The organism is Pseudomonas sp. I2 (assembly GCF_040984075.1).
Classification (GTDB): domain Bacteria; phylum Pseudomonadota; class Gammaproteobacteria; order Pseudomonadales; family Pseudomonadaceae; genus Aquipseudomonas; species Aquipseudomonas guariconensis_B.
On the sequence record NZ_JBCGFQ010000048.1, the window covers coordinates 19,927 to 40,291 of the forward strand.

Sequence of the window (20,365 nt, forward strand, 5' to 3'; positions counted from 1 at the left end):
ATGGACAAAACCACCCTGCTCGCCCGTATCGTCGAAACCCTCGAACACGACATGGACGTGCTGCGCCGCGCAGCCCAGGCCGCCTACGAGGCCGCCACCGCCGAAGAGAACATCGCCGAGAACAAGTACGACACCCTCAGCCTGGAGGCCTCGTACCTGGCCACCGGCCAGGCCCGGCGCACCGCCGAGATCCGCCAGGCGCTGCTGGCCTACCAGCAGTTGTTGCTGCGCGACTACGATCCGGCGCGTGGGATCCAGGTCAGCAACCTGGTCACCCTGGAGGACGAGGCTGGTCACCCGCGCCGGCTGTTTCTCGGGCCCGAGGGGGCCGGGCTGAAGATTGGCGAGGGCGAGGAGCAAGTGACCGTCATCACCCCGCGCTCGCCCTTGGGGCAGCAATTGCTCGGCAAGCGGCAGGATGACGAAGTGAGCCTGGTGCTGGGTGGGCAGGCGCAGGTGCAAATCGTGGTGGAGGTCGTCTAGGCTGGGGCTGCGAAACGGCCCCAAATGGCAACTGAAAGCCTTAACTGAGGGCAAGCCCGCCGCCAGTTGCTATCATGCCGGCCACTTGCCTGCCTGTTGAACCATCCGCCCCGAGAGCTGCCATGAACGCCCCCGCCCTGAGCCGCGCCCTGATCCTGCTGATGGCCACCGCCACCGGCCTGGCCGTGGCCAGCAACTACTACGCCCAACCGCTGCTGCACAGCATCGCCGAACAGTTCGGCCTGGATACCGCCACCGCCGGCACCATCGTCATCGCCGCCCAGCTCAGCTATGGTGCCGGCCTGCTCCTGCTGGCCCCGCTGGGCGACATGTTCGAGCAGCGCCGCCTGATCGTCGTCATGGTCGCTATCTCCGCCCTGGGCCTGGTGATCAGCGCCTGTGCACCGAGCCTGCCCTGGCTACTGCTCGGCACCGCCTTGACCGGACTGTTCTCGGTGGTGGCACAGATCCTGGTGCCGCTGGCCGCGGCGCTCAGCTCGCCGGAACAACGCGGCCGGGCCGTGGGCACGCTGATGAGCGGCCTGCTGCTGGGCATCCTGCTGGCCCGCACCGCCGCTGGCTTCATGGCCGAACTGGGTGGCTGGCGCAGCATCTACGTGCTGGCCGCGGTGCTGATGGCCGTGTCCGCCATCGCCCTGTACCGCAGCCTGCCGCAGCACCACAGCCATGCCGGGCTGAAGTACCCGGCGCTGATCGGCTCGGTGTTCCGCCTCTTCATCGAAGAGCCGGTGCTGCGCCTGCGTTCGCTGCTGGGCCTGCTGGCGTTCAGCCTGTTCGCCCTGTTCTGGACGCCACTGGCGTTTCTCCTGGCCCGCGAACCCTACCATTACTCCGACGCGGTGATCGGCCTGTTCGGCCTGGCCGGCGCGGCGGGTGCGCTGTCGGCCAACTGGGCCGGGCGCCTGGCCGACCGCGGTCGCGGGGAGTTGGGCACCACCGTCGGCCTGGTCGCCCTGCTGCTGTCGTGGATACCGTTGGGCTTCGCCCAGACGTCGCTGGTCGCGCTGCTGCTGGGCGTGCTGCTGCTCGACCTGGCGGTGCAACTGGTGCACGTCAGCAACCAGAACGCGGTGATCGTCCTACGGCCGGAAGCGCGCACGCGGCTCAATGCCGGGTACATCACCTGCTACTTCATTGGCGGTGCACTCGGCTCGCTGCTGGGGACCCAGCTGTTCCAGCGCCATGGCTGGACGGGGATCGTCGTGGCCGGCGCGGCGATCGGGACGCTGGCCCTGGTGGTCTGGGGGCTGGCCGAGCGCAAGCGCAAGGTGGCTGTCCAGGCCGCGTGAGCGCTGGGCTGCCCTGCAGCCCATCGCCGGCAAGCCGGCTTCCACAGGTCTTGCGCCGGTCTCAAGAGCAGCGCGCACCCTGTGGGAGCGGGCTTGCCCACGAATAGGCCCTCACTGACACCCTGCCCAAGCATGCGGCAACCTGCCATCCACCCTCCGTCGCCTGCTCGTTGACTTGGCCGCTGCCGTAGCGCTCATTAAGTGCTAGCCACAGCCCTTTCCCTGACAGGACGACACAATGACAAGGCTCACGGTGCAATCCGGCGATTTCTTGCAAGGTGAAGGCGAGTATCGCAATGGAGCGCTCACCCTCAAGACCCCGCGCAGCCCCTCGCCCGGCGAGCGGATCTCGCTGGCGCGCATCAAGGATCTCAAGCTGGCCAGCCTGGAATCCAGCCGCAGCCTGGGCAGCACGCTCGGCTGGGGCGTGGCCGGTGCCCTGGTAGCGGGCCCGGTCGGCCTGCTCGCCGGCCTCTGGCTGGGAGGCAAGGAAGAAGAAGCCACCTTCGTCGCCACCTTCAAGGATGGCCGCAAGCTGATGGCCATCACCGATGGCAAGACCTGGTCGAAGATCGACGACACCTGGCGCAGGCACCAGCGGCCACCGGCTCGCTGAATCCGCCGCCATCCCATCCGTCCACTAGCCGGGCGCCTGCGAAATGCAGGCACCCGGCGCACCCGTGCCTGCTAACATGGCGCCCTTTTGCCTGACCGGCACAAAGACCGGCCGGCCCCACTGCCCGACACACCCGCACCGCCCGCCTTTCAAGGAGCCCTTGCATGACCTCGCCTCGCCCCCGCCTGCCCCTGAGCCTGCTCGGCCTGGGCCTTGCCCTGCACAGCGGCCAGGGCCTTGCCGACGACAGCGTCACCCTGGCGCCCTTGCGCGTATCGGAGCGCTATGGCGACGACGGCTACCAGGTGCGCGAGGCCCAGGCAGGCGGCTGGCAGGCCGCGCCCCTGCTCGATACCCCGGCCTCGGTCAGCGTGTTCGGCCAGCCGCTGCTGCAGGACCGCCAGGTGCGCCTGCTCAGCGAGGTGCTGCAAAGCGACGCCTCGGTGGGCGAGAGCTACGCGCCCATCGGCTACTACGAGAACTTCAACGTGCGCGGCTTCGAGCTCAACGCCGCCAGCAGCTACCGGATCAACGGCCAGACCATCGCCGGCGAGCAGAACGTGGCCCTGGAGAACAAGCAACAGGTAGAACTGCTCAAGGGGCTGTCAGGGTTGCAGAGCGGCGTGTCGGCGCCGGGCGGGCTGGTCAACTACGTGACCAAGCGTCCGGAGGATGTGCGCAGCATCAGCGTCTCGAGCAACGAACAGGGCGAACGTTACCTGGCCACCGACCTGGGCGGCTGGTTCGGCAGCGAACGGCAGTTCGGCCTGCGCGCCAACCTGGCCCACGAAGACATCCGCTCCTATGTCGACCATGCCGACGGCAAGCGCGATTTCGCCTCCCTGGCCTTCGACTGGCAGATCACCCCCAACGCCACCGTGCAACTGGATGCCGAATACCAGCACCGTGAACAACGTTCGGTGCCGGGCTACCAGTTGCTCGGCGGTACCGAGGTGCCCCATGGCATCGACCCCGACGACCGCCTGGCCTACCAGCATTGGGCCAAGCCGGTGCAAACCGATTCGCTGAACCTGGGCGGGCGTTTCGAGTACCGCTTCAGCGATGCCTGGAGCGCCACCCTGAGCGCCTCGCGCAGCAAGGTGGTGATCGACGACTACAGTTCGTTCGCGTGGGGTAGCCAAGCAGGCTGGGCGCCCCATTTCAGCCCTGAAGGCGACTACGACATCTATGACTTTCGCAGCCCGGACGACACCCGGCGCGTCGACGAGGCCCAGGCCATGCTCGCCGGGCACTTCGAGGCCCTGGGCCTGGGCCACGAGTTGACCCTGGGCACCAGCGCCCAACGCCGCACCCTCGACCAGCGGCCGTACTACAACGAGTGGATTGGCACCGGCAACATCCATACCGGCGCCCCGGCGCTGCCGCCGTCCGACAGGCCCGTCGGTTCGAGCGAGCGCCGCCTGGACAGCCGCCAGTACGGCCTGTTCGTCAGCGACCGCATCACCTTCGACGAACACTGGCAGGCCGTCCTCGGTGCCCGCGAAGTCCGCCTGGACGAGAAGACCTGGGACGAGAACGGTGTCGCGGGTCGCCATACCCAGAAGTACCAACTGCTGCCCAACGCCGCACTGATCTACAAGCCGCGCCCGGATACCACGCTGTACGCCAGCTACTCCAAGGGCCTGTCCGCGGGCGGCACCGCCCCCTGGTACGCCACCAACCAGGCCCAGATCCTCGCCCCCACCCTGTCGCGCCAACTGGAGGTGGGCATCAAGCGCGACTGGCAGGGCATGAGCTTCAGCGCCGCGCTGTTCCAGATCCGCCAGGCCTACCAGTACGCACGCCCCGAGGCTGACGGTGCCTTCACCTACGTGCAGCAAGGCCAGCAGAAGAACACCGGCCTGGAACTGGGCGCCAGCGGCTGGCTGACCTCGCGCCTGCAGCTCCAGGCCAGCGCCGCGGCGATCCGCGCCCGGGTGCAGAACAGCGGCACCGACGCCTACGAAGGCCACCAGGCGATCAACGTGCCCCGGCTGCGCGCCGCGTTGCAGGCCGACTACAGCCTGCCGGTCCCAGGCCTGGCACTGCTCGGCGGCGCCCGCTACAGCGCCAGCAAGTACGCCAGCCAGGCGGGCAATGTCGAGGTCGGCGGTTATACCGTGTTCGATATCGGCAGCCGCTACCGCACGCGCATCGGCGGGTATGACACGGTGCTGCGGCTGACGGTGGACAACGTCTTCGACAAACGCTACTGGCGCGATGTGGGGGATTACCTGGGGGACAACTACCTGTTCCAGGGGGCGCCGCGTACGGCGCGGTTGTCGGCGTCGGTGAGTTTCTGAGGGGCCCCGGGGCCGCTTTGCGGCCCCAGGATCACAAGGCCCCGCTTGGCCCTGAACCATGCCAGAAAACAAAAAGCCCCCGGGCTTTTCAGCGCGGGAGCTTCTTGCGGAATGTGGCGGTGAAGAAGGGATTTGAACCCTTGATACGGTTTCCCGTATACACACTTTCCAGGCGTGCTCCTTCGACCACTCGGACACTTCACCGGATCTCTTCAAGCTGTTCAGCCTGTCGAGGCGCGCTAATTTAGTAGAAGCCATTCCCTTTGGCAAGCATTTTTTTCAGAATTTTCATGCGCTTAAGCCCTTCGCCCAAAAAACCCTGGGCGCCAGGGCGATGCTGCCAATCTGCCCCGCGCTTTTGCAGCCAGCCAAGGCCCCTGCCCCGATGCCGCACGGCATGCCCGCAACTGCTGACCGACCAGTCAGCCTTGCCGCTTTACCTGGCCCGCGCCGCTGGGTAACGTCGTCGCCACGCCACCCAAAGGACTCTGTCATGAGCGAGCTGATTACCTACCACGCCGAAGACGGCATCGCCACCCTGACCCTGAACAACGGCAAGGTCAACGCCATCTCGCCGGATGTCATCACGGCCTTCAACGCCGCCCTGGACCGCGCCGAACAAGAGCGCGCGGTGGTGATCATCACCGGCCAGCCGGGCATCCTCTCCGGCGGCTACGACCTCAAGGTGATGACATCCGGCCCCAAGGAAGCGATCAGCCTGGTCACCGCCGGCTCCACCCTGGCCCGCCGCCTGCTCGCCCACCCGTTCCCGGTGATCGTCGCCTGCCCCGGCAATGCCGTGGCCAAGGGCGCCTTCCTGCTGCTCTCGGTCGACTACCGCATCGGGGTCGAGGGGCCGTACAAGATCTGCCTGAACGAAGTGCAGATCGGCATGACCATGCACCACGCCGGCATCGAGCTGGCCCGCGACCGCCTGCGTCGCTCGGCCTTCCATCGTTCGGTGATCAATGCCGAGGTGTTCGATCCCCTGGCTGCGGTGGATGCCGGCTTTCTCGATAAAGTGGTACCGGCCGAGCAACTGCAGGAGGTCGCCCTGGCGACGGCTCGCGAGTTGAAGAAGCTGAACATGCTGGCCCACAAGAACACCAAGCTGAAGGTGCGCAAAGGGCTGCTCGATACGCTGGACGCGGCCATCGTGCGGGACCAGCAGCATCTCGGCTGACCTTACCGACCCATTCGCCGACAAGCCGGTTCCCAAGGTCCGAATCGATCATCGGAGCAGGCTTGCCCGTGAGCAGGCCTGCACTGCCCACCCAGGGTTTGCCCCGGACAGTGTACAGCCGTACACTGCGCCGCGACTGTCTGGTGTGAGTCGTATCATGCTCTATATGCTCCGCATGCTCCTTCTGGCGCTGCATTTCTTGCTCGTTGGCGTGGTGGGCCTGGTCATCGGCCTGTGCCGCCCGTTCAACCCCGATAACAGCCGCCTGTTCGCCCGCCTCTACAGCGTGCCCGCCGCCTGGCTGATGCGCATCCAGGTCAAGGCCGAGGTCGGCCCGCTGTGGGACCAGCCGCCGGGCTGCGTCATCGTCGCCAACCACCAGTCCAATTTCGACCTGTTCATCCTCGGCCAGGTGGTGCCCCGGCGCACCGTGGCCATCGGCAAGAAGAGCCTGGGCTGGATCCCGCTGTTCGGCCAGCTGTTCTGGCTCGGCGGCAACGTCCTGGTAGACCGCAAGAACGCCTACCAGGCGCGCAAGGCCTTGCAGGTCACTACGCGGATCCTGGGCGATGGCACCTCGATCTGGATCTTCCCCGAAGGCACACGCAACCCTGGCGAACAACTGCTGGCGTTCAAGAAAGGCGCGTTCCACATGGCCGTCGAGGCCGGTGTGCCGATCGTCCCGGTGTGCGTCAGCCGCTATTCGAAACGCCTGGGCCTCAACAGCTGGCGGCGCCGCACAGTGATCGTCCGCTCGCTGCCACCGATCGCTACCGCAGGCATGAGCCAGCAGGACCTGCCGGCCCTGATCGAACAGTGCCGCACGCAGATGCAGCAGTGCATCGACCGGATGGACAGCGAGCTCGAGCGGGTGGAGGGCGAGCTGGCTAACGGTTGAGTGGCTTGCCCCAATGCACCAGGCCAGCCGACGGTTGCTCTATGGCCCGGCACAGCCCAAGCTGTATCTGCGTGTTCAACCGAAAAAGCGAGCAACCATGGGCCGAGTCGTGGCAGCGGCGGTGTACAGCGCCGGCAGGAAGGTCACCAACATCAACATCGACGAAGGCAGCGAATGGGCGCGCAAGCCCGGCCACTTCGTCTGGATCGGCCTGGAGGAACCCAACGCCGAGGAGCTGGCCAACCTGCAGCGCCAGTTCAACCTGCACGAGCTGGCCATCGAGGACGCGCTGGAGAAACACAGCCGGCCAAAGCTCGAGACCTTCGGCGACGCCCTGTTCATCGTCACCTATTCGCCAGTGCGCCATGAAGGCAAGCTGGAGTTCATCGAGACCCACATCTTCGCCGGCAACGGCTACATCATCACCTGCCGCAACGGCCACTCCAAGTCCTACGCCCTGGTGCGCCAGCGCTGCGAAGCGCGCCCGCTGCTGCTCGAGCACGGCGAGGACTTCGTGCTCTATGCCCTGCTCGATTTCGTCACCGAGAACTACCAGCCGGTCAGCGAAGCCATCCACGGCGAGATCGAGGAACTGGAGCAGAGCGTGCTGGGCAACTCGCTCAGGGAAGAAGACATCCAGCGCCTGCACAGCCTGCGCCGCGACATCCTGCGCCTGCGCCGCTACGTGGCGCCGATGGTGGAGGTCAGCGAGGAGCTGCAGCGCCTGAGCTTCCCCTTCATCGACAAGAACATGCGCCCGTACTTCCGTGACGTGCAGATCCACGTCACCCGGCAGATGGAAGACCTCGCCAGCATCCGCGACATCGCCAGCCAGACCATCGAGATCGGCATGCTGCTGGAGTCGTCGCGCCAGAGCATCGTGCAACGCAAGTTCGCCGCCTGGGCGGCGATCCTGGCGTTCCCTACCGCCATTGCCGGGATCTACGGGATGAACTTCCAGAACATGCCGGAGCTGGGCTGGCACTATGGCTATTTCGGGATACTGGGGGTGATCGGGGTGGGTTGCACGGCGCTGTATGCCAGCTTCAAGCGTTCTGGCTGGTTGTAGATTTTCGCCGCGCCCTTCGCGGGCAAGCCCGCGAAGGACCGCAAAGCGGCTCCACTCGATGAAACGCCAAACCTAGGCCGCGTTCTCCTTGGCCTTCTTGCCCGAATGCCCGATGAAACGCAGCATCCACTTGCCCACCAGATCGCCCTGGTGGTCCTCGGCCAGGCTGGCGATCGCCCGCTGGTAAACCTCGTCGCCCAGAACCTCCTGGCGTGCATCGAGCAGCGCCCGGGAATATTCGTGCACGAACTCCGGGTGGCCCTGGAAGCACAGCACCTGGTCGCGAATGTGGTACGCGGCATTGGGGCAGAAGTCGCTGGAGGCGATCACCGTGGCCCCTTCCGGGAGCTGGGTGACCTGGTCCTGGTGGCTGATCAACAGGGTCAGCTCCGACACCTCCGGGTCCATCCACGGCGCATGGGCGGCCAGGCTGTAGCGGTGGATGCCCAGGCCCCAGCCCTGCTCTGCCCGTTCGGCCTTACCGCCGAGCACCAGCGCCAGCACCTGATGGCCGAAACACACACCCAGCAGCTTCTCGCCACGCTCGTACAGCTTGAGCAGGTAGGCCTTGAGGGTCTGGATCCAGGGGTCGCTCCCGAACGAGTCGGCCTTGCTGCCGGTCACCAGGTAGGCATCGAAGGTTTCGTCTTCGGGGGGATACTCGCCGTTCATCACGTTGTACACGCGAAACTCGGCGGCGATCGGCTGACGCGAGAACAGCTGCTCGAACATCCTTCCGTAGCCCTGGTACTGCGCGGTCAGCTCCGGTCGCAGGACATCGGTTTCAAGGATGCAGATGCGTAACGACATAAGGATAGTCCTGAACGACATGGGTGGGATTTGCTGTAGAGACTGACGCGAAAGGCACGTACAAGCAAGTAGGATGCGCTGACGAACGGTAGTGCCTGTCACCCTTGGTAACCCCCTTCGCGCACCCGTCTAGCCAGAGCATGCCAGCGAGCTGGCCATTGGCCTTAAAACCAATGGAAATCTACAGAAAAAAATCTAGAACAAAGGGTTCTGAAACATGGATGACGCGCGCCCTACTGTTGGTTGTATATCCAGACACAAGAGGCAAGCAGGAATGGCGTGCAGCCACGCCACTGCGATCGACCCGAAGCGAGACAAGGAAGCCAAGGGCTATTCAGGAATAACAACAAGAAGGCGGTCCGCCATGTTCAGACAACCCAAGATACGCCAAGCCGGGCTCATACTCTTCGCCACGACCTTGCTGCTGATCCTGCCGAACCTGACACGTCTGTTCGGATGAACGCAGCGGTGGCTCTTGCGGGCAACGCACAGGTAATCTGCCGACCCTGACGGTTGGAGATCACCCATGCGCCACTGCTTCGCCTTGCTGACCTTCCTGCTCTGCCTGCCGCTGTCGGCGGCCCAACTGCACCTGGACCTGGGCGACAGGCACGGCCAGTGGCAAAGCGCCGAGCTGCTCGCCCACCCGCAAGCCCGGGACATCAGCATCGCCCAGGACGTCTCCTACAAGCGCCCCATGCAGTACCGCGCCGTGCCCCTGGCCGCGCTGCTCGACGGCGTGGGCGCCGGCGACCACCTGCAGGCGGTGGCACTGGACGGCTTCGCCGCGGAAATGCCCGCTGGCCCTTTGCTGCAGACCGGCCCGGCACGCGCCTGGCTGGCCATCGAAGACCCCGCCAGGCCGTGGCCGGCCCTGGGCCCTGGCAAGCCGAGCGCCGGGCCGTTCTACCTGGTGTGGACCGATCCGCAGGCGAGCGGTATCCGCCCGGAGCAATGGCCGTTCCAGATCACCACGATCCGTCGCCTGGCGTCGGTGCAGGCGCGCTTCCCTGCCCTGCTGCCCGATGCCGGCTTGCCGGCGGACGATCCGGTGCGCCGGGGGTTTGCCCTGTTCCAGCAGAACTGCCTGGCCTGCCATCGGCTCAACGGCGCAGGCGACGCTCAGTTCGGCCCGGACCTGAACGTGCCATACAACCCGACCGAGTATTTCCAGCCGGGTTTCCTGCGTCGCTATATCCGTGATCCGCAGAGCCTGCGGCAGTGGCCGCAAGGGCGGATGCCGGGGTTCGCGCAGAGCGTGCTGAGCGATCAGGCACTGGACGACCTGATCGCCTATCTGGCGCACATGGCTACGCGTAAGCCGTGAGATCCCGGAGCCACTCAGGCAACCGGCCGCTCCTGCTTGACGCCCCACCCCTCGACCTCGCCGCCCAAGGGCGAGACGACCTGTTCGAAAGCCTCTTCGAAGGCCCCGATACCACGGTAGGTGGCATACATGATCTTGCTCAGTTCCAGGTGCCAGGCGCCGTCGTCGCGTTCGCGCACCTGGGCATTGAGGGATTCGCCGCGGAACTGCCCCGCCGCCCGGCGCGCACCGGCCTCGTCGGGAAACACCGCGTAGAACTCGATGGGATGGATGCGGGTGAAGTCGAAACCGCCAGCTTTCATCTGGCGAAGGACACTGCTGCTGATGTCGTCGTTCTGGCTGCTCATGAAACGTCCTCCTGCAAAGCAATGGATAGACTTTCCGTGCACTACGCACCTGCCGACACACCCAAGGTGCCTGGCAGACCGAGCTGATGCGAGACGCGAGTGAAACCGACAAAGGCCCGCAGAAAAGACCTGTGCCTCGTTGCATCCTAGTGCCTGGCGCCGGACGGCGCCAGTGGCCACGTTCAGGGCCGTTCGCTGATGCGGGTGATGGACACGCCGCTCTGCTCCTTGAGCCAGCGCACCGTGGGGGATGGACTACGGTCCTGGAAGTCGTTCAGGTCCAGTTCATCGATGACCGGGAACAAGTGCGAACGAATCAGCCGTGCGGCCTCCTCGTCGCTGGGGCGTTGATCGGCGTTGTACAGCAGCGAGCCCTGCACACCGTCCTGGTCGACGAAGGTGACTTCCCACTCTTTCATTGATCAGCCCTCCCATCAAGGAATACCGGTTGACGCCTGTATGCTTGACCGTTGGCGAGGGCTTTCGTTCAGTCCTGGCCTGGGCTTTGTTGCGCGGCAGAGGGGCTGCCTTGCAGCCCCGCCTGGTTCTACTTCGGCGTGCCGTGGACCACGCCGGCCGTGTTGTCCAGCAGGCTCTTGGTGGCCGTCTGGATGTACGACTCGAGTTTCTTCAGCAACTCCGGCTGGTCGGGGCTCTGGATCAGTTCGGCCTTGAACTCGCGCCCCAGCTGGTAGCGATACAGCCGCGGGCTCATGTCCTTGGACTCGATGAGGATGCGATCGCCCTGCACCAGGCCGACGATCTGCTCGCTGCCCGAGGGTTTGATCATGCCCACGCCCGGGTCGCCCTGCGGCAGGTTGAGCAGGTCGCGGCCCCAGCACTGGTGGCGAGTCTGGCCACCGAGGCGGCCCATGATGGTCGGCACGATGTCGACCTGGGTCCCCACGGTATGGTCCACCGCGCCGAACTTCTCCTGGATGCCCGGGGCGATCAGCAGCAGCGGCACGTTGAAGCGGCCCAGGTCGAGCTCGGTGACCTGCTGGTGGTTGCCGAAGCCGTGATCGCCGACGATGACGAACAGGGTGTCCTTGAAATACGGCTGCTTGCGCGCCTGCTCGAAGAACTGACCCAAGGCCCAGTCGGAATAGCGCATGGCGGTCAGGTGTTCGTCCAGGCGGCCCTGGCCTGTCACCTTCTCCACCGGCAGGTCCTCGGGCAAGGCATACGGGGTGTGGTTGGAGAGGGTCTGCAACAGGGCATAGAACGGCTTCTTGCCATAGTTGTGGGCCAGCTCCTCGGCGGCGCGGTCGAACATGTCCTGGTCGGACACCCCCCAGGTCGGGTCGGAGAACACCGGATTGACGAAGTCGTTGCGGCCGATGAAGGTGGTCATGCCCTGGTTGCCGAAGAACCCGGACTGGTTGTCCCAGGCGAAGTCGCCGTTGTAGACGTAGACGTCGTCGTAGTCGCGGGTGCTGAGCAGCGCGGGCAGGCCGGAGAGCTTATGGCCGCCCTCGGGGGTCTGCATCAGGTACTCGAAGCCCGGCAAGTTGGGGAAGCAGGCCATGGTGGCGAACATGCCCTGGTGGGTATGGGTACCGTTGGAGAAGAAGCGGTCGAACAGTAGCCCTTCCTTGGCCAGCTTGTCGAAGTACGGGGTGATGTTGCCGTTGCCGCCCAGGGCGCCCACCGAATGGCCGGCGAAGCTCTCCATGAGGATCACCACCACGTTCTTGACCGGCAGGGTACGGTCGGCCGGCGGCACGAAGTCACGGCGCACCGCCGCCTCGTCGCCGTCGACCAGGGTGTCGTTGGTGGTCAGCAGCAAATCGCGCACGCTCTGCCGGGCCACCTCGGGGTCGAGGGTAGCCTTCCAGACATTGGCGCGGTCTTCGCCGAAACGGCTCTTGGCGGCGTCGATCAGCGTCAGGGTACCGTTCAGGCCCAACTGGTTGACGAAGTTCGACTCGGTGGTGAAGGCGTCGCCCCACCGCATCGGCGGCCCCTGGCGCAGGGTGCCACGGGCAGCGACCACGGCCACCAGCAGGACGACCATGAACACCGCCAGGCGGTTGTACCAAGGGGTGATGCTGCGGCGCCCGGCAGCCTGGCCATGATCGCCGCCGGCGCCACGGGTCAGGCGATCGATGCCCTTGAACAGCAGGCTCAGCAACCAGGTGCCGAACAGCCAGGCCAGCAGGTAGCGGACCACCGGGAAGCCGTACCAGAGCATGCTCAGGACGGTCTTGGGGTCTTCCTGGACGTACTGGAACACCAGGCCGTTGAGGCGCTGGTGGAACTCCCGGTAGAAGTCCAGCTCCATCAGGCCCAGGAACATCACGATGCTCGCGGTCAGCGTCAGCCACAGCCGGAAGAACCCGCGACGGGCCATGGCCCAGGGGCTGAGCACCGCCAGCAGCAGCGGAATGCTGAGGTACACCACCACGCGCAGGTCGAAGCGCAGGCCGTTGATGAAGCCCTCGGCCACGGTCGCATGGGGCGTGTCGCCGATCATGTCGCTGTTGTAGACCAGCAGCGCCAGGCGGACCAGGCTGAGCATCAGCATGATCACCAGGGCGCTCAGCAAGGTGTAGGCCAGGTGCGATTTGAGGGTCGGCGCGAACGGGGCCGGCACGGCCCGTTGTTTCAAGGCATCCGTGTTAGCCATGAATGGGAAGATCCTAGGATTGCGGGTTTGCGAAAAAGGCGGTGTCGCCCTGCAGCTGGCATGGCAATAGGGCCAACGCAGCATTGCGTGCGGCGCGGATTTTCGATAATCGGGTGTGAAAATTTCGTGACGAGCGATGTTGGCTCAGAGGCGCACGTTGCCCCTGGGCCCGGCGATGGCCCAGATGATCAGCCCGATCACCGGCAACAACAGGATCAGCAGGATCCACAACACCTTGATGCCCACCTCGGCACTGCTCTTGAGAACGTTGAGGATCGCCCAGATGTCCAACACCAGGATGATCAGGCCCACCAGGCCGTTGAATGTCGAACCCATGCCTTCACTCCCTTGGCAACCTGTGTTGCTGAGCATAGCCGGCTATCACGTCGATAGAGGGGAATCCTTGGCCAGCCGGGTGGGTCGCTGGGTAGACTGTTTCCATACATTGCCGTGAGGTCCGTATGCCCCCTGCCCAGACTGAAAGCACCGAAAGCACCGCCCCCGTCTCGCTGTTGAGCGCCTGGCGGCAACAGGCCCAGGACATGCCCTGGCTCAGTGCCGGGCTTGGCGTGAGCCTGCTGGCCATTCTCGTCCTGTTGCTGGCCAGCCTGTGGAACGCGGTGCACGGCGACCATGCCCAGTACCTGCACCTGGCGGTGCTCGGCGGGCTGTCCGGCTTCGGCGCCACCGCCCTGGGCGCGGTGCTGGCGATAGTGCTGCGCGACGTCAGCGCGCGCAGCCAGGACGTGATGCTCGGCTTTGCCGCCGGCATGATGCTCGCCGCCAGCTCCTTCTCGCTGATCCTGCCCGGCCTGGATGCCGCCCGGGAGATCACCGGCAACGGACCGGCCGCGGCCTTCACCGTGGTGCTGGGCATGGGCCTGGGCGTCCTGCTGATGCTCGGCCTGGACCGCTTCACCCCGCACGAACATGAAAGCACTGGCCCCTGCGGCCCCGAGGCGGAACGGATCAGCCGGGTGTGGTTGTTCGTCCTGGCCATCACCCTGCACAACCTGCCCGAAGGCATGGCCATTGGCGTGAGCTTCGCCAATGGCGACATGCACATCGGCCTGCCGCTGACCAGCGCCATCGCCATCCAGGACATTCCCGAAGGCCTGGCCGTGGCCCTGGCCTTGCGCGCCACCGGGCTGTCGAGCCTGAAAGCGGCGCTGGTGGCCGTGGGCTCTGGCCTGATGGAGCCCCTGGGCGCGGTGATCGGGCTGGGGATATCCACCGGCTTCGCCCTCGCCTACCCGGTGAGCATGGGCCTGGCGGCGGGCGCGATGATCTTCGTGGTGTCCCACGAGGTGATTCCCGAAACCCACCGCAATGGCCACCAGACTGCGGCGACCCTCGGGTTGATGGGTGGGTTCGGGGTGATGATGTTCCTCGATACCGCGTTGGGTTGAGCCTTTGGGGGCTGCTTTGCAGCCCCCGACTCAGACGTGCACCGCGACCTTCAATGCCTCCAATGCCGGCTCCACCTTGATCCCCACCTCGGCACCGAGCGCCAGCACCCGCGCCAGGTCGTTCTGCCCCACCATCACCATCTGCAGTTCGTCATCGAGCAACTGGCTGAAATTGAGCAGCACATAACCGCCGGCCTCCTTGTTCAGCGCAGCCATCTGCACCTGGATGCGGTTGAGCGCCGTCAGCGGCTCGGTGCGCGCCAGTTGCTTGGGCTTGAGGTTGAACGGCACGCGCTTGTCGAACGAGTCGGTAATGCGCTGGAACAGTTCCTGGTAGCTGTCGGCCTGGAACAGCACGGTGTCTGGCAGGCTGCCGACCACCACCCATTCGCCCAGGGGGATGGGGAAGCTGTCGTCGTAGTTGATGTCCGGGTTGGCGGCAAGAAAACCGGCGGGATCGGCGTAGGCCTGGGCGGCCTCGTCGGCGATGCGCTCGATATCCTGCTCGCGCATGCAGCCGGCGCCGATGAGGCTGATGAGTTCGAGCAACTGGTTTTTCATGACGGGGGCCCTGCGCTGGCGAAAAAAGTCGCCAAGGATAGCCGCAAACGCCCCCGCAGGGTTAGCCGGCCAGCGCCTGCAGGCGCGCGGCGGTGTCGACCGCGCCCATGGTCTGGGCCGCAGCCAGGGCGGTGGCGCCACGGACATCCTGGCGCGCCGGGTCGGCGCCCTGGGCCAGCAGGTAGTCGAGGATCTCGCGGCGGTTGAACATGGCCGCCAGCATCAGTGCGGTACGCCCATCGGCTGCGGCCGCGTCCACCGGCACACCGTGCTCCAGCAGCAGGCGGATCATCGCCAGGTCGCCCTTGAACGCCGCGCCAGCGATGGGCAACTGGCCGTTGTCGTTGGCGATCAGCGGATCGGCGCCATGGGCCAGCAACACCCGCACCGCGTCATGGTGGCCGTGGTAGCTGGCCAGCATCAGCAAGGTATCGCCCTTGTGATTGCGCAGGTTGGCTGGCAGGCCGCTTTCCAGCAGGCGCCCGAGCATCTGGGCATCGCCCCGGCGGGCCCGTTCGAACACCTCCTCGGCGAAGGCGGCGGTTTCTTCGTCGGTCATGGCGGTGGGCTGTTGGTCGGACATCGGGGAACCTCCTGGCATCGTTGGGAGCCCAAGTCTTCGTCAGGCAATGGCGGCGGGTCAAAGGTTCAGATTCTATGGGGGCCAGAGACAGAGCCTATGACCTTGCAAAATGCACTGTGCAAACTGCACGACCATGCAGAATGCACGGCCCAGCGATCCGTACAAACGAGTAAGCTACTGATTCAAAAGGATTTTATAAGGCCGTAAAGCCTGGCACGGTCGCTGCAACACTCAACTCACGTCTGCAAACATAACAGTCAGGAGTTGATATGGACCTCATCCAGGAAAAATTCGCCTCGGTCTTCTGCGCCTACCAGGTCGAGACCCAGTCCCGCCCCGATGGCGGCATCCTGCTGAGCCTGCGCGCCGCCGATGGCAAGATCACCCGCCGCGTGCTGTCGTATGCCCAACTGCACAGCGCCGAGCAACTGTCCTGGGCGATCAGCGCCATTCGCCGCGACCTGGCCGAACAGGCCAGTGAGCTGCCGGTGATCTCGATGTTGCAGAGCCAGCAGCGGTTCGCCCTGCCGACGTATCGCTGATCCGAGGATGTTGGGGCTGCTTTGCAGCCCATCGCTGGCAAGCCAGCTCCCACAAGGGCCTGCAAATCACATGATGCGTGATCGACTCGGCCCCTGTGGGAGCTGGCTTGCCAGCGATGGGCTCAAGCGTCACCCCTTGCTAGAACTCATCGATCCCCGGAAACTGCCGGGCACTGTCATCCCCGGTGAAGCGCGGCGGCATCCCCTGCTCGCTGCCGAACACTCGCAAGGCCAGGCAGAACGGCGCATCGCCCAGGTCGAACCAACGCCGCACCCCAGCCGGCACCACCAGCACATCCCCTTTCTCGCACAGCACGGCAAAGACGTAATCGTTCACGCGCAGGCTGACCTGCCCACGGCCAGTGACCACCGCGAATACCTCATCGGCGTCATGCACGTGCTCGTCGCGCAAGTCGATCTGCCCCGGGTCCACGCCGTCGCGGTTCAGCAACGTGAAGGCCGCGCCCCCATGCTCGCTCATCAGTTGATCGAGTAGCCCGCTGCAGGCAGCCATCACCTCGTCCTGGCCGCTGCCCGGCCGAACCCGCAGCTCATGCGGGCGGTGCATGAACCGCAGGCCCTGCTCGGCCAGGGTCGCGGTGATATCGTCGTGGTGGGTCAGCACCTTGTTCGGCAGCTCCGGGCTGGACGGGTGGAAAACGCTGAGAATGCTCATCAGGGGCTGTTCCTGGTCTGGTTCGAACGGATGGCAATGATAACGGCTGCCGCCAGCGCCGCGACGCTGGCCATACCAAAGGTGAAGGACGGGCCCAGCAGTTTCCAGCTGTAGCCCGAATACAAGGCGCCCAATGCACCGCCGGTGCCGGACAACGCCGCATACAACGCCTGGCCCTGGCCTTGCTGGCGGGCGCCGAAGCTCGCCTGGACGAAGGCGATCGCCGCGGCATGGAAGCAGCCGAAGGTGGCCGCGTGCAATACTTGGGCGAACACCAGCACTGCGGGCAGGTCGGCCAGGTTGCCCAGCAGCAGCCAGCGCAGCGCCGCCAGGAGAAAGCTGGCCAGCAGCACCTGGCGCACGGAAAAGCGCGTAAAGATCCGGCTCATGGCCATGAACACCAGCACTTCGGCCACCACCCCCAGCGCCCACAGCAGGCCGATGGCGCCACGGCTGTAGCCCAGGTGCTCCAGGTGCAGGGTGAGGAAGGTGTAGTACGGCCCGTGGCTCAGTTGCATCAACGCCACGCATACATAGAAGGCCGCCACGCCCGGCGCCGCCAGCTGGCGCAGGAAGCCGCCCGTCGCACGGCGTTCGGCATGCTCCACCGGCTGGGCGTTGGGCACCCAGCAGCTGGCGGCGACGATCCCTGCCATGATGACCACCAGGGCCACCGGGTAGATGTCCAGGCTCAGCCATTCGAACAACCGACCCAGGACGACCACGGTGAGGATGAAGCCGATCGAGCCCCACAGGCGGACCTGGCTGTAGCGCGCGGTCTGCCCATGCAGGTGGGCCAGGGTGATCACCTCGAACTGCGGCAGCACCGCGTGCCAGAAGAACGCGTGCAAGGCCATGACCAACGCCAGCCAGGCGTAGCTTTTGTCCAGGAAGATCAGCGAGAAGGTCGCCAGGGTCGTCAAGGCGCCCAGGCGCACGATGAGCAAGCGCTGGCCACTGCGATCGCCCAGCCAGCCCCACAGATTGGGCGCAATGCAGCGCATCAGCATGGGGATGGCTACCAACTCGCCGATGCGGGCCGGGGAAAAGCCCAGGTGGTCGAAGTACAACGCCAGGAACGGCGCGGTGGAACCGAGCAGGGCGAAGTAGAACAGGTAGAAGCTGGACAGGCGCCAATAAGGGATGGGGGTCATGGGGCGGGCCGGCGGTCAGTCAGGAATGTTGTCGCCTACCGACCCATTCGCGGGCAAGCCCGCGCCTACAGGGGTTGCGCTGCTCTGCACGTCAGCGTTGAACCTGTGGGAGCGGGCTTGTCCGCGAAAAGGCCAGCACAATCACAGACGCAATCAGAGCTGCCCGAGCACCGGCGTCCCCACCTGCACACCGGCATTCTGCGCGCGATGGCGCAGCAGGTGGTCCATCAGCACGATGGCCATCATCGCCTCGGCGATCGGCGTGGCGCGGATGCCCACGCAGGGGTCGTGACGGCCCTTGGTGACCACCTCGACCGGGTTGCCATCGATGTCGATCGAGCGGCCCGGGGTGGTGATGCTGGAGGTCGGCTTGAGCGCCAGGTGGGCGACGATCGGCTGCCCGGAGGAAATCCCGCCGAGGATGCCGCCGGCGTTGTTGCTGAGGAAACCGTCCGGGGTCAGTTCGTCGCGATGCTCGGTGCCACGCTGGGCGACGCTGGCGAAGCCGGCGCCGATCTCCACGCCCTTGACCGCGTTGATGCTCATCAGCGCATGGGCAAGCTCGGCATCGAGGCGGTCGAAGATCGGCTCGCCCAGGCCCGGCATCACGCCTTCGGCGACCACGGTGATCTTCGCGCCGACCGAATCCTGGTCACGGCGCAGCTGGTCCATGTAGGCCTCCAGCTCCGGCACCTTGTCTGGGTCGGGGCTGAAGAAGGCGTTGTGCTCCACCGCGTCCCAGGTCTTGAACGGGATCTCGATCGGGCCCAGCTGGCTCATGTAGCCACGCACGCGGATGCCCTGGGTGGCCAGGTACTTCTTGGCGATGGCGCCGGCGGCCACGCGCATGGCGGTCTCGCGCGCCGAACTGCGGCCACCGCCACGGTAGTCGCGGATGCCGTACTTGTGGTGGTAGGTGTAGTCGGCGTGGGCGGGGCGGAACAGGTCCTTGATCGCCGAATAGTCCTTGGACTTCTGGTCGGTGTTGCGGATCAGCAGGCCGATCGAGCAGCCGGTGGTGCGCCCTTCGAAGACCCCGGAAAGGATCTCCACTTCGTCAGGCTCCTGGCGCTGGGTGGTGTGCCGGCTGGTGCCGGGCTTGCGCCGGTCGAGGTCGTGCTGCAGGTCGGCCAGGGAGATCTCCAGGCCCGGTGGGCACCCATCGACAATGGCGACCAACGCCGGGCCATGGCTTTCGCCAGCGGTGGTGACAGTGAACAGCTTGCCGTAGGTATTGCCGGACATGGACGCTCCGCGAATCTGCCTGAATGGGAAGGAGGCCGCCAGTATACGGAAAGCCGGGGGTTTGCGAAAAAATTCGAAATATCTGGCCGCCACTGGCCCGCGCGAACCTTCCCACCACCACCCGGTCCAACCAGCATCCCTCCAGGTAGTAGCTCCATGATATTGCGCCTTGCCGCCCTCCTCCTGCTGTGCTGTACCACCCTCGCCCAGGCTGCTTCCCCCACCGTCCTGCATCGCCCCATCGACCTCGACACCGGCCAGGGCGTGCTGCATGGCAGCCTGTTGCTGCCCCAGCAAGACAGCCCGCCACCGGTGGTGCTGATCATCGCCGGCTCCGGCCCTACCGACCGCGACGGCAACAACCCGGCGAGCGGGCGCCTGGACAACCTCAAGCGCCTGGCCCAACTGCTGGCGAGCGAGCATATCGCCAGCGTGCGCTTCGACAAGCGTGGCGTGGCCGCCAGCCAGCCGGCCACGCCCGACGAGCGCGACCTCAGCGTCGAGCGCTATGTCGCCGACACGGTGGCCTGGGGTCGCAAACTCAGGGCCGACCCGCGCTTCGGCCCGCTGATCCTGCTCGGCCACAGCGAAGGTGCGCTGATCGCCAGCCTGGCCGCGGAACAGGCCGGCGCCAGCGCGGTGATCACCGTGGCCGGCAGCGGCCGGCCGGTGGCCGAAGTGCTGCGCGAACAGCTGGCCCAACGCCTGCCGCCGGCGCAACTGGCGCGCGGCAACGCGCTGATCGATCGCCTGCAGGCCGGGCAGACCAGCCTCGACGTACCGCCCTCGCTGCGCGAGGTGTTCCGCCCCACGGTGCAGCCGTACCTGATCTCCCTGCTGCGCCAGGACCCGGCGGCGGCCTTCGCCCGTATCAAGGTGCCGGCGCTGATCGTCCAGGGCCGCAACGACGTGCAGGTGGACGTCGCCGACGCCGAGCGCCTCAAGGCGGCCAAGCCCGATGCGCAACTGGCGCTGATCGATGGCATGAACCATACGCTGCGCATCAGCCCAAGGGGTATGCGCCAGCAACGCGACAGCTACAACAACCCCGGCCTGCCGCTGGCCCACGAACTGGGTGAGCGGATCGTCGCGTTCATCCGCCAGTTGCCGCCGGCCTAGATTGCGCTCAGGAAGTCCTCGTCGCTGCCGATAACGCGGTATCGAGGCGGTACCGGTGCTCTTGGGGCTGCTGCGCAGCAGCCCTATGCCCCCATTCCGCC

General features: G+C 65.9%; 21 protein-coding genes and 1 tRNA gene. 11 read left to right on the forward strand and 11 right to left on the reverse strand.

Going from position 1 to position 20,365, the window contains the following annotated elements; all coding sequences use genetic code 11:
• The 4 genes from WCE05_RS20970 to WCE05_RS20985 all read left to right on the forward strand — a co-directional run bounded on the left by WCE05_RS20970 (position 1) and on the right by WCE05_RS20985 (position 4,712).
• Complete coding sequence (locus tag WCE05_RS20970; RefSeq protein ID WP_225787112.1) at positions 1 to 483, forward strand: GreA/GreB family elongation factor; 483 nt, start codon at positions 1 to 3, stop codon at positions 481 to 483.
• 122 nt (positions 484 to 605) lie between these two features.
• The gene (locus tag WCE05_RS20975; protein WP_253081492.1) at positions 606 to 1,793 is read left to right on the forward strand and encodes an MFS transporter; all 1,188 of its coding nucleotides are present in this window, start codon (positions 606 to 608) and stop codon (positions 1,791 to 1,793) included.
• A gap of 238 nt (positions 1,794 to 2,031) precedes the next feature.
• Entirely contained in the window at positions 2,032 to 2,409 is a 378-nt protein-coding gene (locus tag WCE05_RS20980; protein WP_253081491.1) for a hypothetical protein, read from the forward strand.
• Positions 2,410 to 2,573: 164 nt separating this feature from the next.
• Positions 2,574 to 4,712, forward strand: a complete 2,139-nt coding sequence (locus tag WCE05_RS20985; RefSeq protein ID WP_253081490.1) for a TonB-dependent siderophore receptor — start codon at positions 2,574 to 2,576, stop codon at positions 4,710 to 4,712.
• A gap of 114 nt (positions 4,713 to 4,826) precedes the next feature.
• Here the strand turns inward: WCE05_RS20985 and WCE05_RS20990 are convergent.
• Positions 4,827 to 4,916 (reverse strand) — tRNA-Ser (locus WCE05_RS20990).
• Positions 4,917 to 5,205: 289 nt separating this feature from the next.
• Between WCE05_RS20990 and WCE05_RS20995 the strand changes: the two genes are divergently transcribed.
• The 3 genes from WCE05_RS20995 (at position 5,206) to WCE05_RS21005 (ending at position 7,862) form a co-directional block, all read left to right on the forward strand.
• Complete coding sequence (locus WCE05_RS20995; RefSeq protein WP_368816494.1) at positions 5,206 to 5,895, forward strand: crotonase/enoyl-CoA hydratase family protein; 690 nt, start codon at positions 5,206 to 5,208, stop codon at positions 5,893 to 5,895.
• 157 nt (positions 5,896 to 6,052) lie between these two features.
• Positions 6,053 to 6,793 (forward strand): 1-acyl-sn-glycerol-3-phosphate acyltransferase, encoded by a 741-nt coding sequence (locus WCE05_RS21000; RefSeq protein WP_225787117.1) that lies wholly within the window; start codon positions 6,053 to 6,055, stop codon positions 6,791 to 6,793.
• 97 nt (positions 6,794 to 6,890) lie between these two features.
• Positions 6,891 to 7,862, forward strand: a complete 972-nt coding sequence (locus WCE05_RS21005) for a magnesium and cobalt transport protein CorA (protein ID WP_225787118.1) — start codon at positions 6,891 to 6,893, stop codon at positions 7,860 to 7,862.
• A 72-nt stretch (positions 7,863 to 7,934) separates the two neighbouring features.
• Here the strand turns inward: WCE05_RS21005 and WCE05_RS21010 are convergent, their stop codons facing one another.
• Positions 7,935 to 8,672, reverse strand: a complete 738-nt coding sequence (locus tag WCE05_RS21010; protein ID WP_225787119.1) for an amidotransferase — start codon at positions 8,670 to 8,672, stop codon at positions 7,935 to 7,937.
• A gap of 526 nt (positions 8,673 to 9,198) precedes the next feature.
• Here WCE05_RS21010 and WCE05_RS21015 point away from each other — a divergent pair.
• Complete coding sequence (locus tag WCE05_RS21015; RefSeq protein ID WP_253102443.1) at positions 9,199 to 9,999, forward strand: cytochrome c; 801 nt, start codon at positions 9,199 to 9,201, stop codon at positions 9,997 to 9,999.
• A 14-nt stretch (positions 10,000 to 10,013) separates the two neighbouring features.
• On the opposite strand, the gene WCE05_RS21020 is transcribed toward WCE05_RS21015, so the two are convergent.
• The 4 genes from WCE05_RS21020 to WCE05_RS21035 all read right to left on the reverse strand — a co-directional run bounded on the left by WCE05_RS21020 (position 10,014) and on the right by WCE05_RS21035 (position 13,311).
• Positions 10,014 to 10,346, reverse strand: coding sequence for a ribonuclease E inhibitor RraB (locus tag WCE05_RS21020; protein ID WP_225787121.1), 333 nt, complete (start codon positions 10,344 to 10,346; stop codon positions 10,014 to 10,016).
• A 182-nt stretch (positions 10,347 to 10,528) separates the two neighbouring features.
• Positions 10,529 to 10,765 (reverse strand): hypothetical protein, encoded by a 237-nt coding sequence (locus tag WCE05_RS21025; protein WP_225787122.1) that lies wholly within the window; start codon positions 10,763 to 10,765, stop codon positions 10,529 to 10,531.
• A 128-nt stretch (positions 10,766 to 10,893) separates the two neighbouring features.
• A complete protein-coding gene (locus tag WCE05_RS21030; protein WP_368816495.1) occupies positions 10,894 to 12,975 on the reverse strand; it encodes an LTA synthase family protein in 2,082 nt (693 codons plus the stop codon).
• A gap of 144 nt (positions 12,976 to 13,119) precedes the next feature.
• Positions 13,120 to 13,311 (reverse strand): PLDc N-terminal domain-containing protein, encoded by a 192-nt coding sequence (locus WCE05_RS21035; protein WP_225787124.1) that lies wholly within the window; start codon positions 13,309 to 13,311, stop codon positions 13,120 to 13,122.
• A 125-nt stretch (positions 13,312 to 13,436) separates the two neighbouring features.
• Between WCE05_RS21035 and WCE05_RS21040 the strand changes: the two genes are divergently transcribed.
• Positions 13,437 to 14,384, forward strand: a complete 948-nt coding sequence (locus WCE05_RS21040) for a ZIP family metal transporter (RefSeq protein WP_368816496.1) — start codon at positions 13,437 to 13,439, stop codon at positions 14,382 to 14,384.
• A gap of 30 nt (positions 14,385 to 14,414) precedes the next feature.
• Here the strand turns inward: WCE05_RS21040 and WCE05_RS21045 are convergent, their stop codons facing one another.
• Together WCE05_RS21045 and WCE05_RS21050 are read right to left on the reverse strand one after the other, a co-directional pair.
• Positions 14,415 to 14,945, reverse strand: coding sequence for a hypothetical protein (locus WCE05_RS21045; protein ID WP_225787126.1), 531 nt, complete (start codon positions 14,943 to 14,945; stop codon positions 14,415 to 14,417).
• Between the two features lie 61 nt (positions 14,946 to 15,006).
• Positions 15,007 to 15,528 (reverse strand): ankyrin repeat domain-containing protein, encoded by a 522-nt coding sequence (locus WCE05_RS21050; RefSeq protein ID WP_225787127.1) that lies wholly within the window; start codon positions 15,526 to 15,528, stop codon positions 15,007 to 15,009.
• Between the two features lie 269 nt (positions 15,529 to 15,797).
• On the opposite strand from WCE05_RS21050, the gene WCE05_RS21055 reads away from it, so the two are divergent.
• The gene (locus tag WCE05_RS21055) at positions 15,798 to 16,070 is read left to right on the forward strand and encodes a DUF3509 domain-containing protein (RefSeq protein WP_225787128.1); all 273 of its coding nucleotides are present in this window, start codon (positions 15,798 to 15,800) and stop codon (positions 16,068 to 16,070) included.
• A gap of 139 nt (positions 16,071 to 16,209) precedes the next feature.
• Here WCE05_RS21055 and WCE05_RS21060 read toward each other — a convergent pair whose 3' ends face one another.
• From WCE05_RS21060 to aroC, 3 genes are all read right to left on the reverse strand, one after another.
• On the reverse strand, positions 16,210 to 16,746 hold the full coding sequence (locus WCE05_RS21060; protein ID WP_368816497.1) for an oxidase: 537 nt from the start codon (positions 16,744 to 16,746) through the stop codon (positions 16,210 to 16,212).
• Positions 16,746 to 17,900: an MFS transporter gene (locus WCE05_RS21065; protein WP_253081485.1), complete on the reverse strand. Its 1,155-nt coding sequence runs from the start codon at positions 17,898 to 17,900 to the stop codon at positions 16,746 to 16,748. Before WCE05_RS21065 ends, WCE05_RS21060 begins: the two co-directional genes overlap by 1 nt.
• A 153-nt stretch (positions 17,901 to 18,053) precedes the next feature.
• Positions 18,054 to 19,145 (reverse strand): chorismate synthase, encoded by a 1,092-nt coding sequence (gene aroC / locus WCE05_RS21070; RefSeq protein WP_225787131.1) that lies wholly within the window; start codon positions 19,143 to 19,145, stop codon positions 18,054 to 18,056.
• A gap of 156 nt (positions 19,146 to 19,301) precedes the next feature.
• Here aroC and WCE05_RS21075 point away from each other — a divergent pair, with 156 nt between their 5' ends.
• Positions 19,302 to 20,264 (forward strand): alpha/beta hydrolase, encoded by a 963-nt coding sequence (locus tag WCE05_RS21075; RefSeq protein WP_253102438.1) that lies wholly within the window; start codon positions 19,302 to 19,304, stop codon positions 20,262 to 20,264.
• Positions 20,265 to 20,365 lie beyond the last annotated feature (101 nt).

Coding starts and splice junctions, on each gene's coding strand:
- WCE05_RS21045 (WP_225787126.1), bottom strand. CDS start 14,945: ATGAAAAACCAGTTGCTCGAACTCATCAGCCTCATCGGCGCCGGCTGC.
- WCE05_RS20985 (WP_253081490.1), top strand. CDS start 2,574: ATGACCTCGCCTCGCCCCCGCCTGCCCCTGAGCCTGCTCGGCCTGGGC.
- WCE05_RS21020 (WP_225787121.1), bottom strand. CDS start 10,346: ATGAGCAGCCAGAACGACGACATCAGCAGCAGTGTCCTTCGCCAGATG.
- WCE05_RS21000 (WP_225787117.1), top strand. CDS start 6,053: ATGCTCTATATGCTCCGCATGCTCCTTCTGGCGCTGCATTTCTTGCTC.
- WCE05_RS20980 (WP_253081491.1), top strand. CDS start 2,032: ATGACAAGGCTCACGGTGCAATCCGGCGATTTCTTGCAAGGTGAAGGC.
- WCE05_RS21015 (WP_253102443.1), top strand. CDS start 9,199: ATGCGCCACTGCTTCGCCTTGCTGACCTTCCTGCTCTGCCTGCCGCTG.
- WCE05_RS20995 (WP_368816494.1), top strand. CDS start 5,206: ATGAGCGAGCTGATTACCTACCACGCCGAAGACGGCATCGCCACCCTG.
- WCE05_RS21065 (WP_253081485.1), bottom strand. CDS start 17,900: ATGACCCCCATCCCTTATTGGCGCCTGTCCAGCTTCTACCTGTTCTAC.
- WCE05_RS21025 (WP_225787122.1), bottom strand. CDS start 10,765: ATGAAAGAGTGGGAAGTCACCTTCGTCGACCAGGACGGTGTGCAGGGC.
- aroC (WP_225787131.1), bottom strand. CDS start 19,145: ATGTCCGGCAATACCTACGGCAAGCTGTTCACTGTCACCACCGCTGGC.
- WCE05_RS21005 (WP_225787118.1), top strand. CDS start 6,891: ATGGGCCGAGTCGTGGCAGCGGCGGTGTACAGCGCCGGCAGGAAGGTC.
- WCE05_RS21030 (WP_368816495.1), bottom strand. CDS start 12,975: ATGGCTAACACGGATGCCTTGAAACAACGGGCCGTGCCGGCCCCGTTC.
- WCE05_RS21050 (WP_225787127.1), bottom strand. CDS start 15,528: ATGTCCGACCAACAGCCCACCGCCATGACCGACGAAGAAACCGCCGCC.
- WCE05_RS21035 (WP_225787124.1), bottom strand. CDS start 13,311: ATGGGTTCGACATTCAACGGCCTGGTGGGCCTGATCATCCTGGTGTTG.
- WCE05_RS20970 (WP_225787112.1), top strand. CDS start 1: ATGGACAAAACCACCCTGCTCGCCCGTATCGTCGAAACCCTCGAACAC.
- WCE05_RS21010 (WP_225787119.1), bottom strand. CDS start 8,672: ATGTCGTTACGCATCTGCATCCTTGAAACCGATGTCCTGCGACCGGAG.
- WCE05_RS21040 (WP_368816496.1), top strand. CDS start 13,437: ATGCCCCCTGCCCAGACTGAAAGCACCGAAAGCACCGCCCCCGTCTCG.
- WCE05_RS21060 (WP_368816497.1), bottom strand. CDS start 16,746: ATGAGCATTCTCAGCGTTTTCCACCCGTCCAGCCCGGAGCTGCCGAAC.
- WCE05_RS21055 (WP_225787128.1), top strand. CDS start 15,798: ATGGACCTCATCCAGGAAAAATTCGCCTCGGTCTTCTGCGCCTACCAG.
- WCE05_RS20975 (WP_253081492.1), top strand. CDS start 606: ATGAACGCCCCCGCCCTGAGCCGCGCCCTGATCCTGCTGATGGCCACC.
- WCE05_RS21075 (WP_253102438.1), top strand. CDS start 19,302: ATGATATTGCGCCTTGCCGCCCTCCTCCTGCTGTGCTGTACCACCCTC.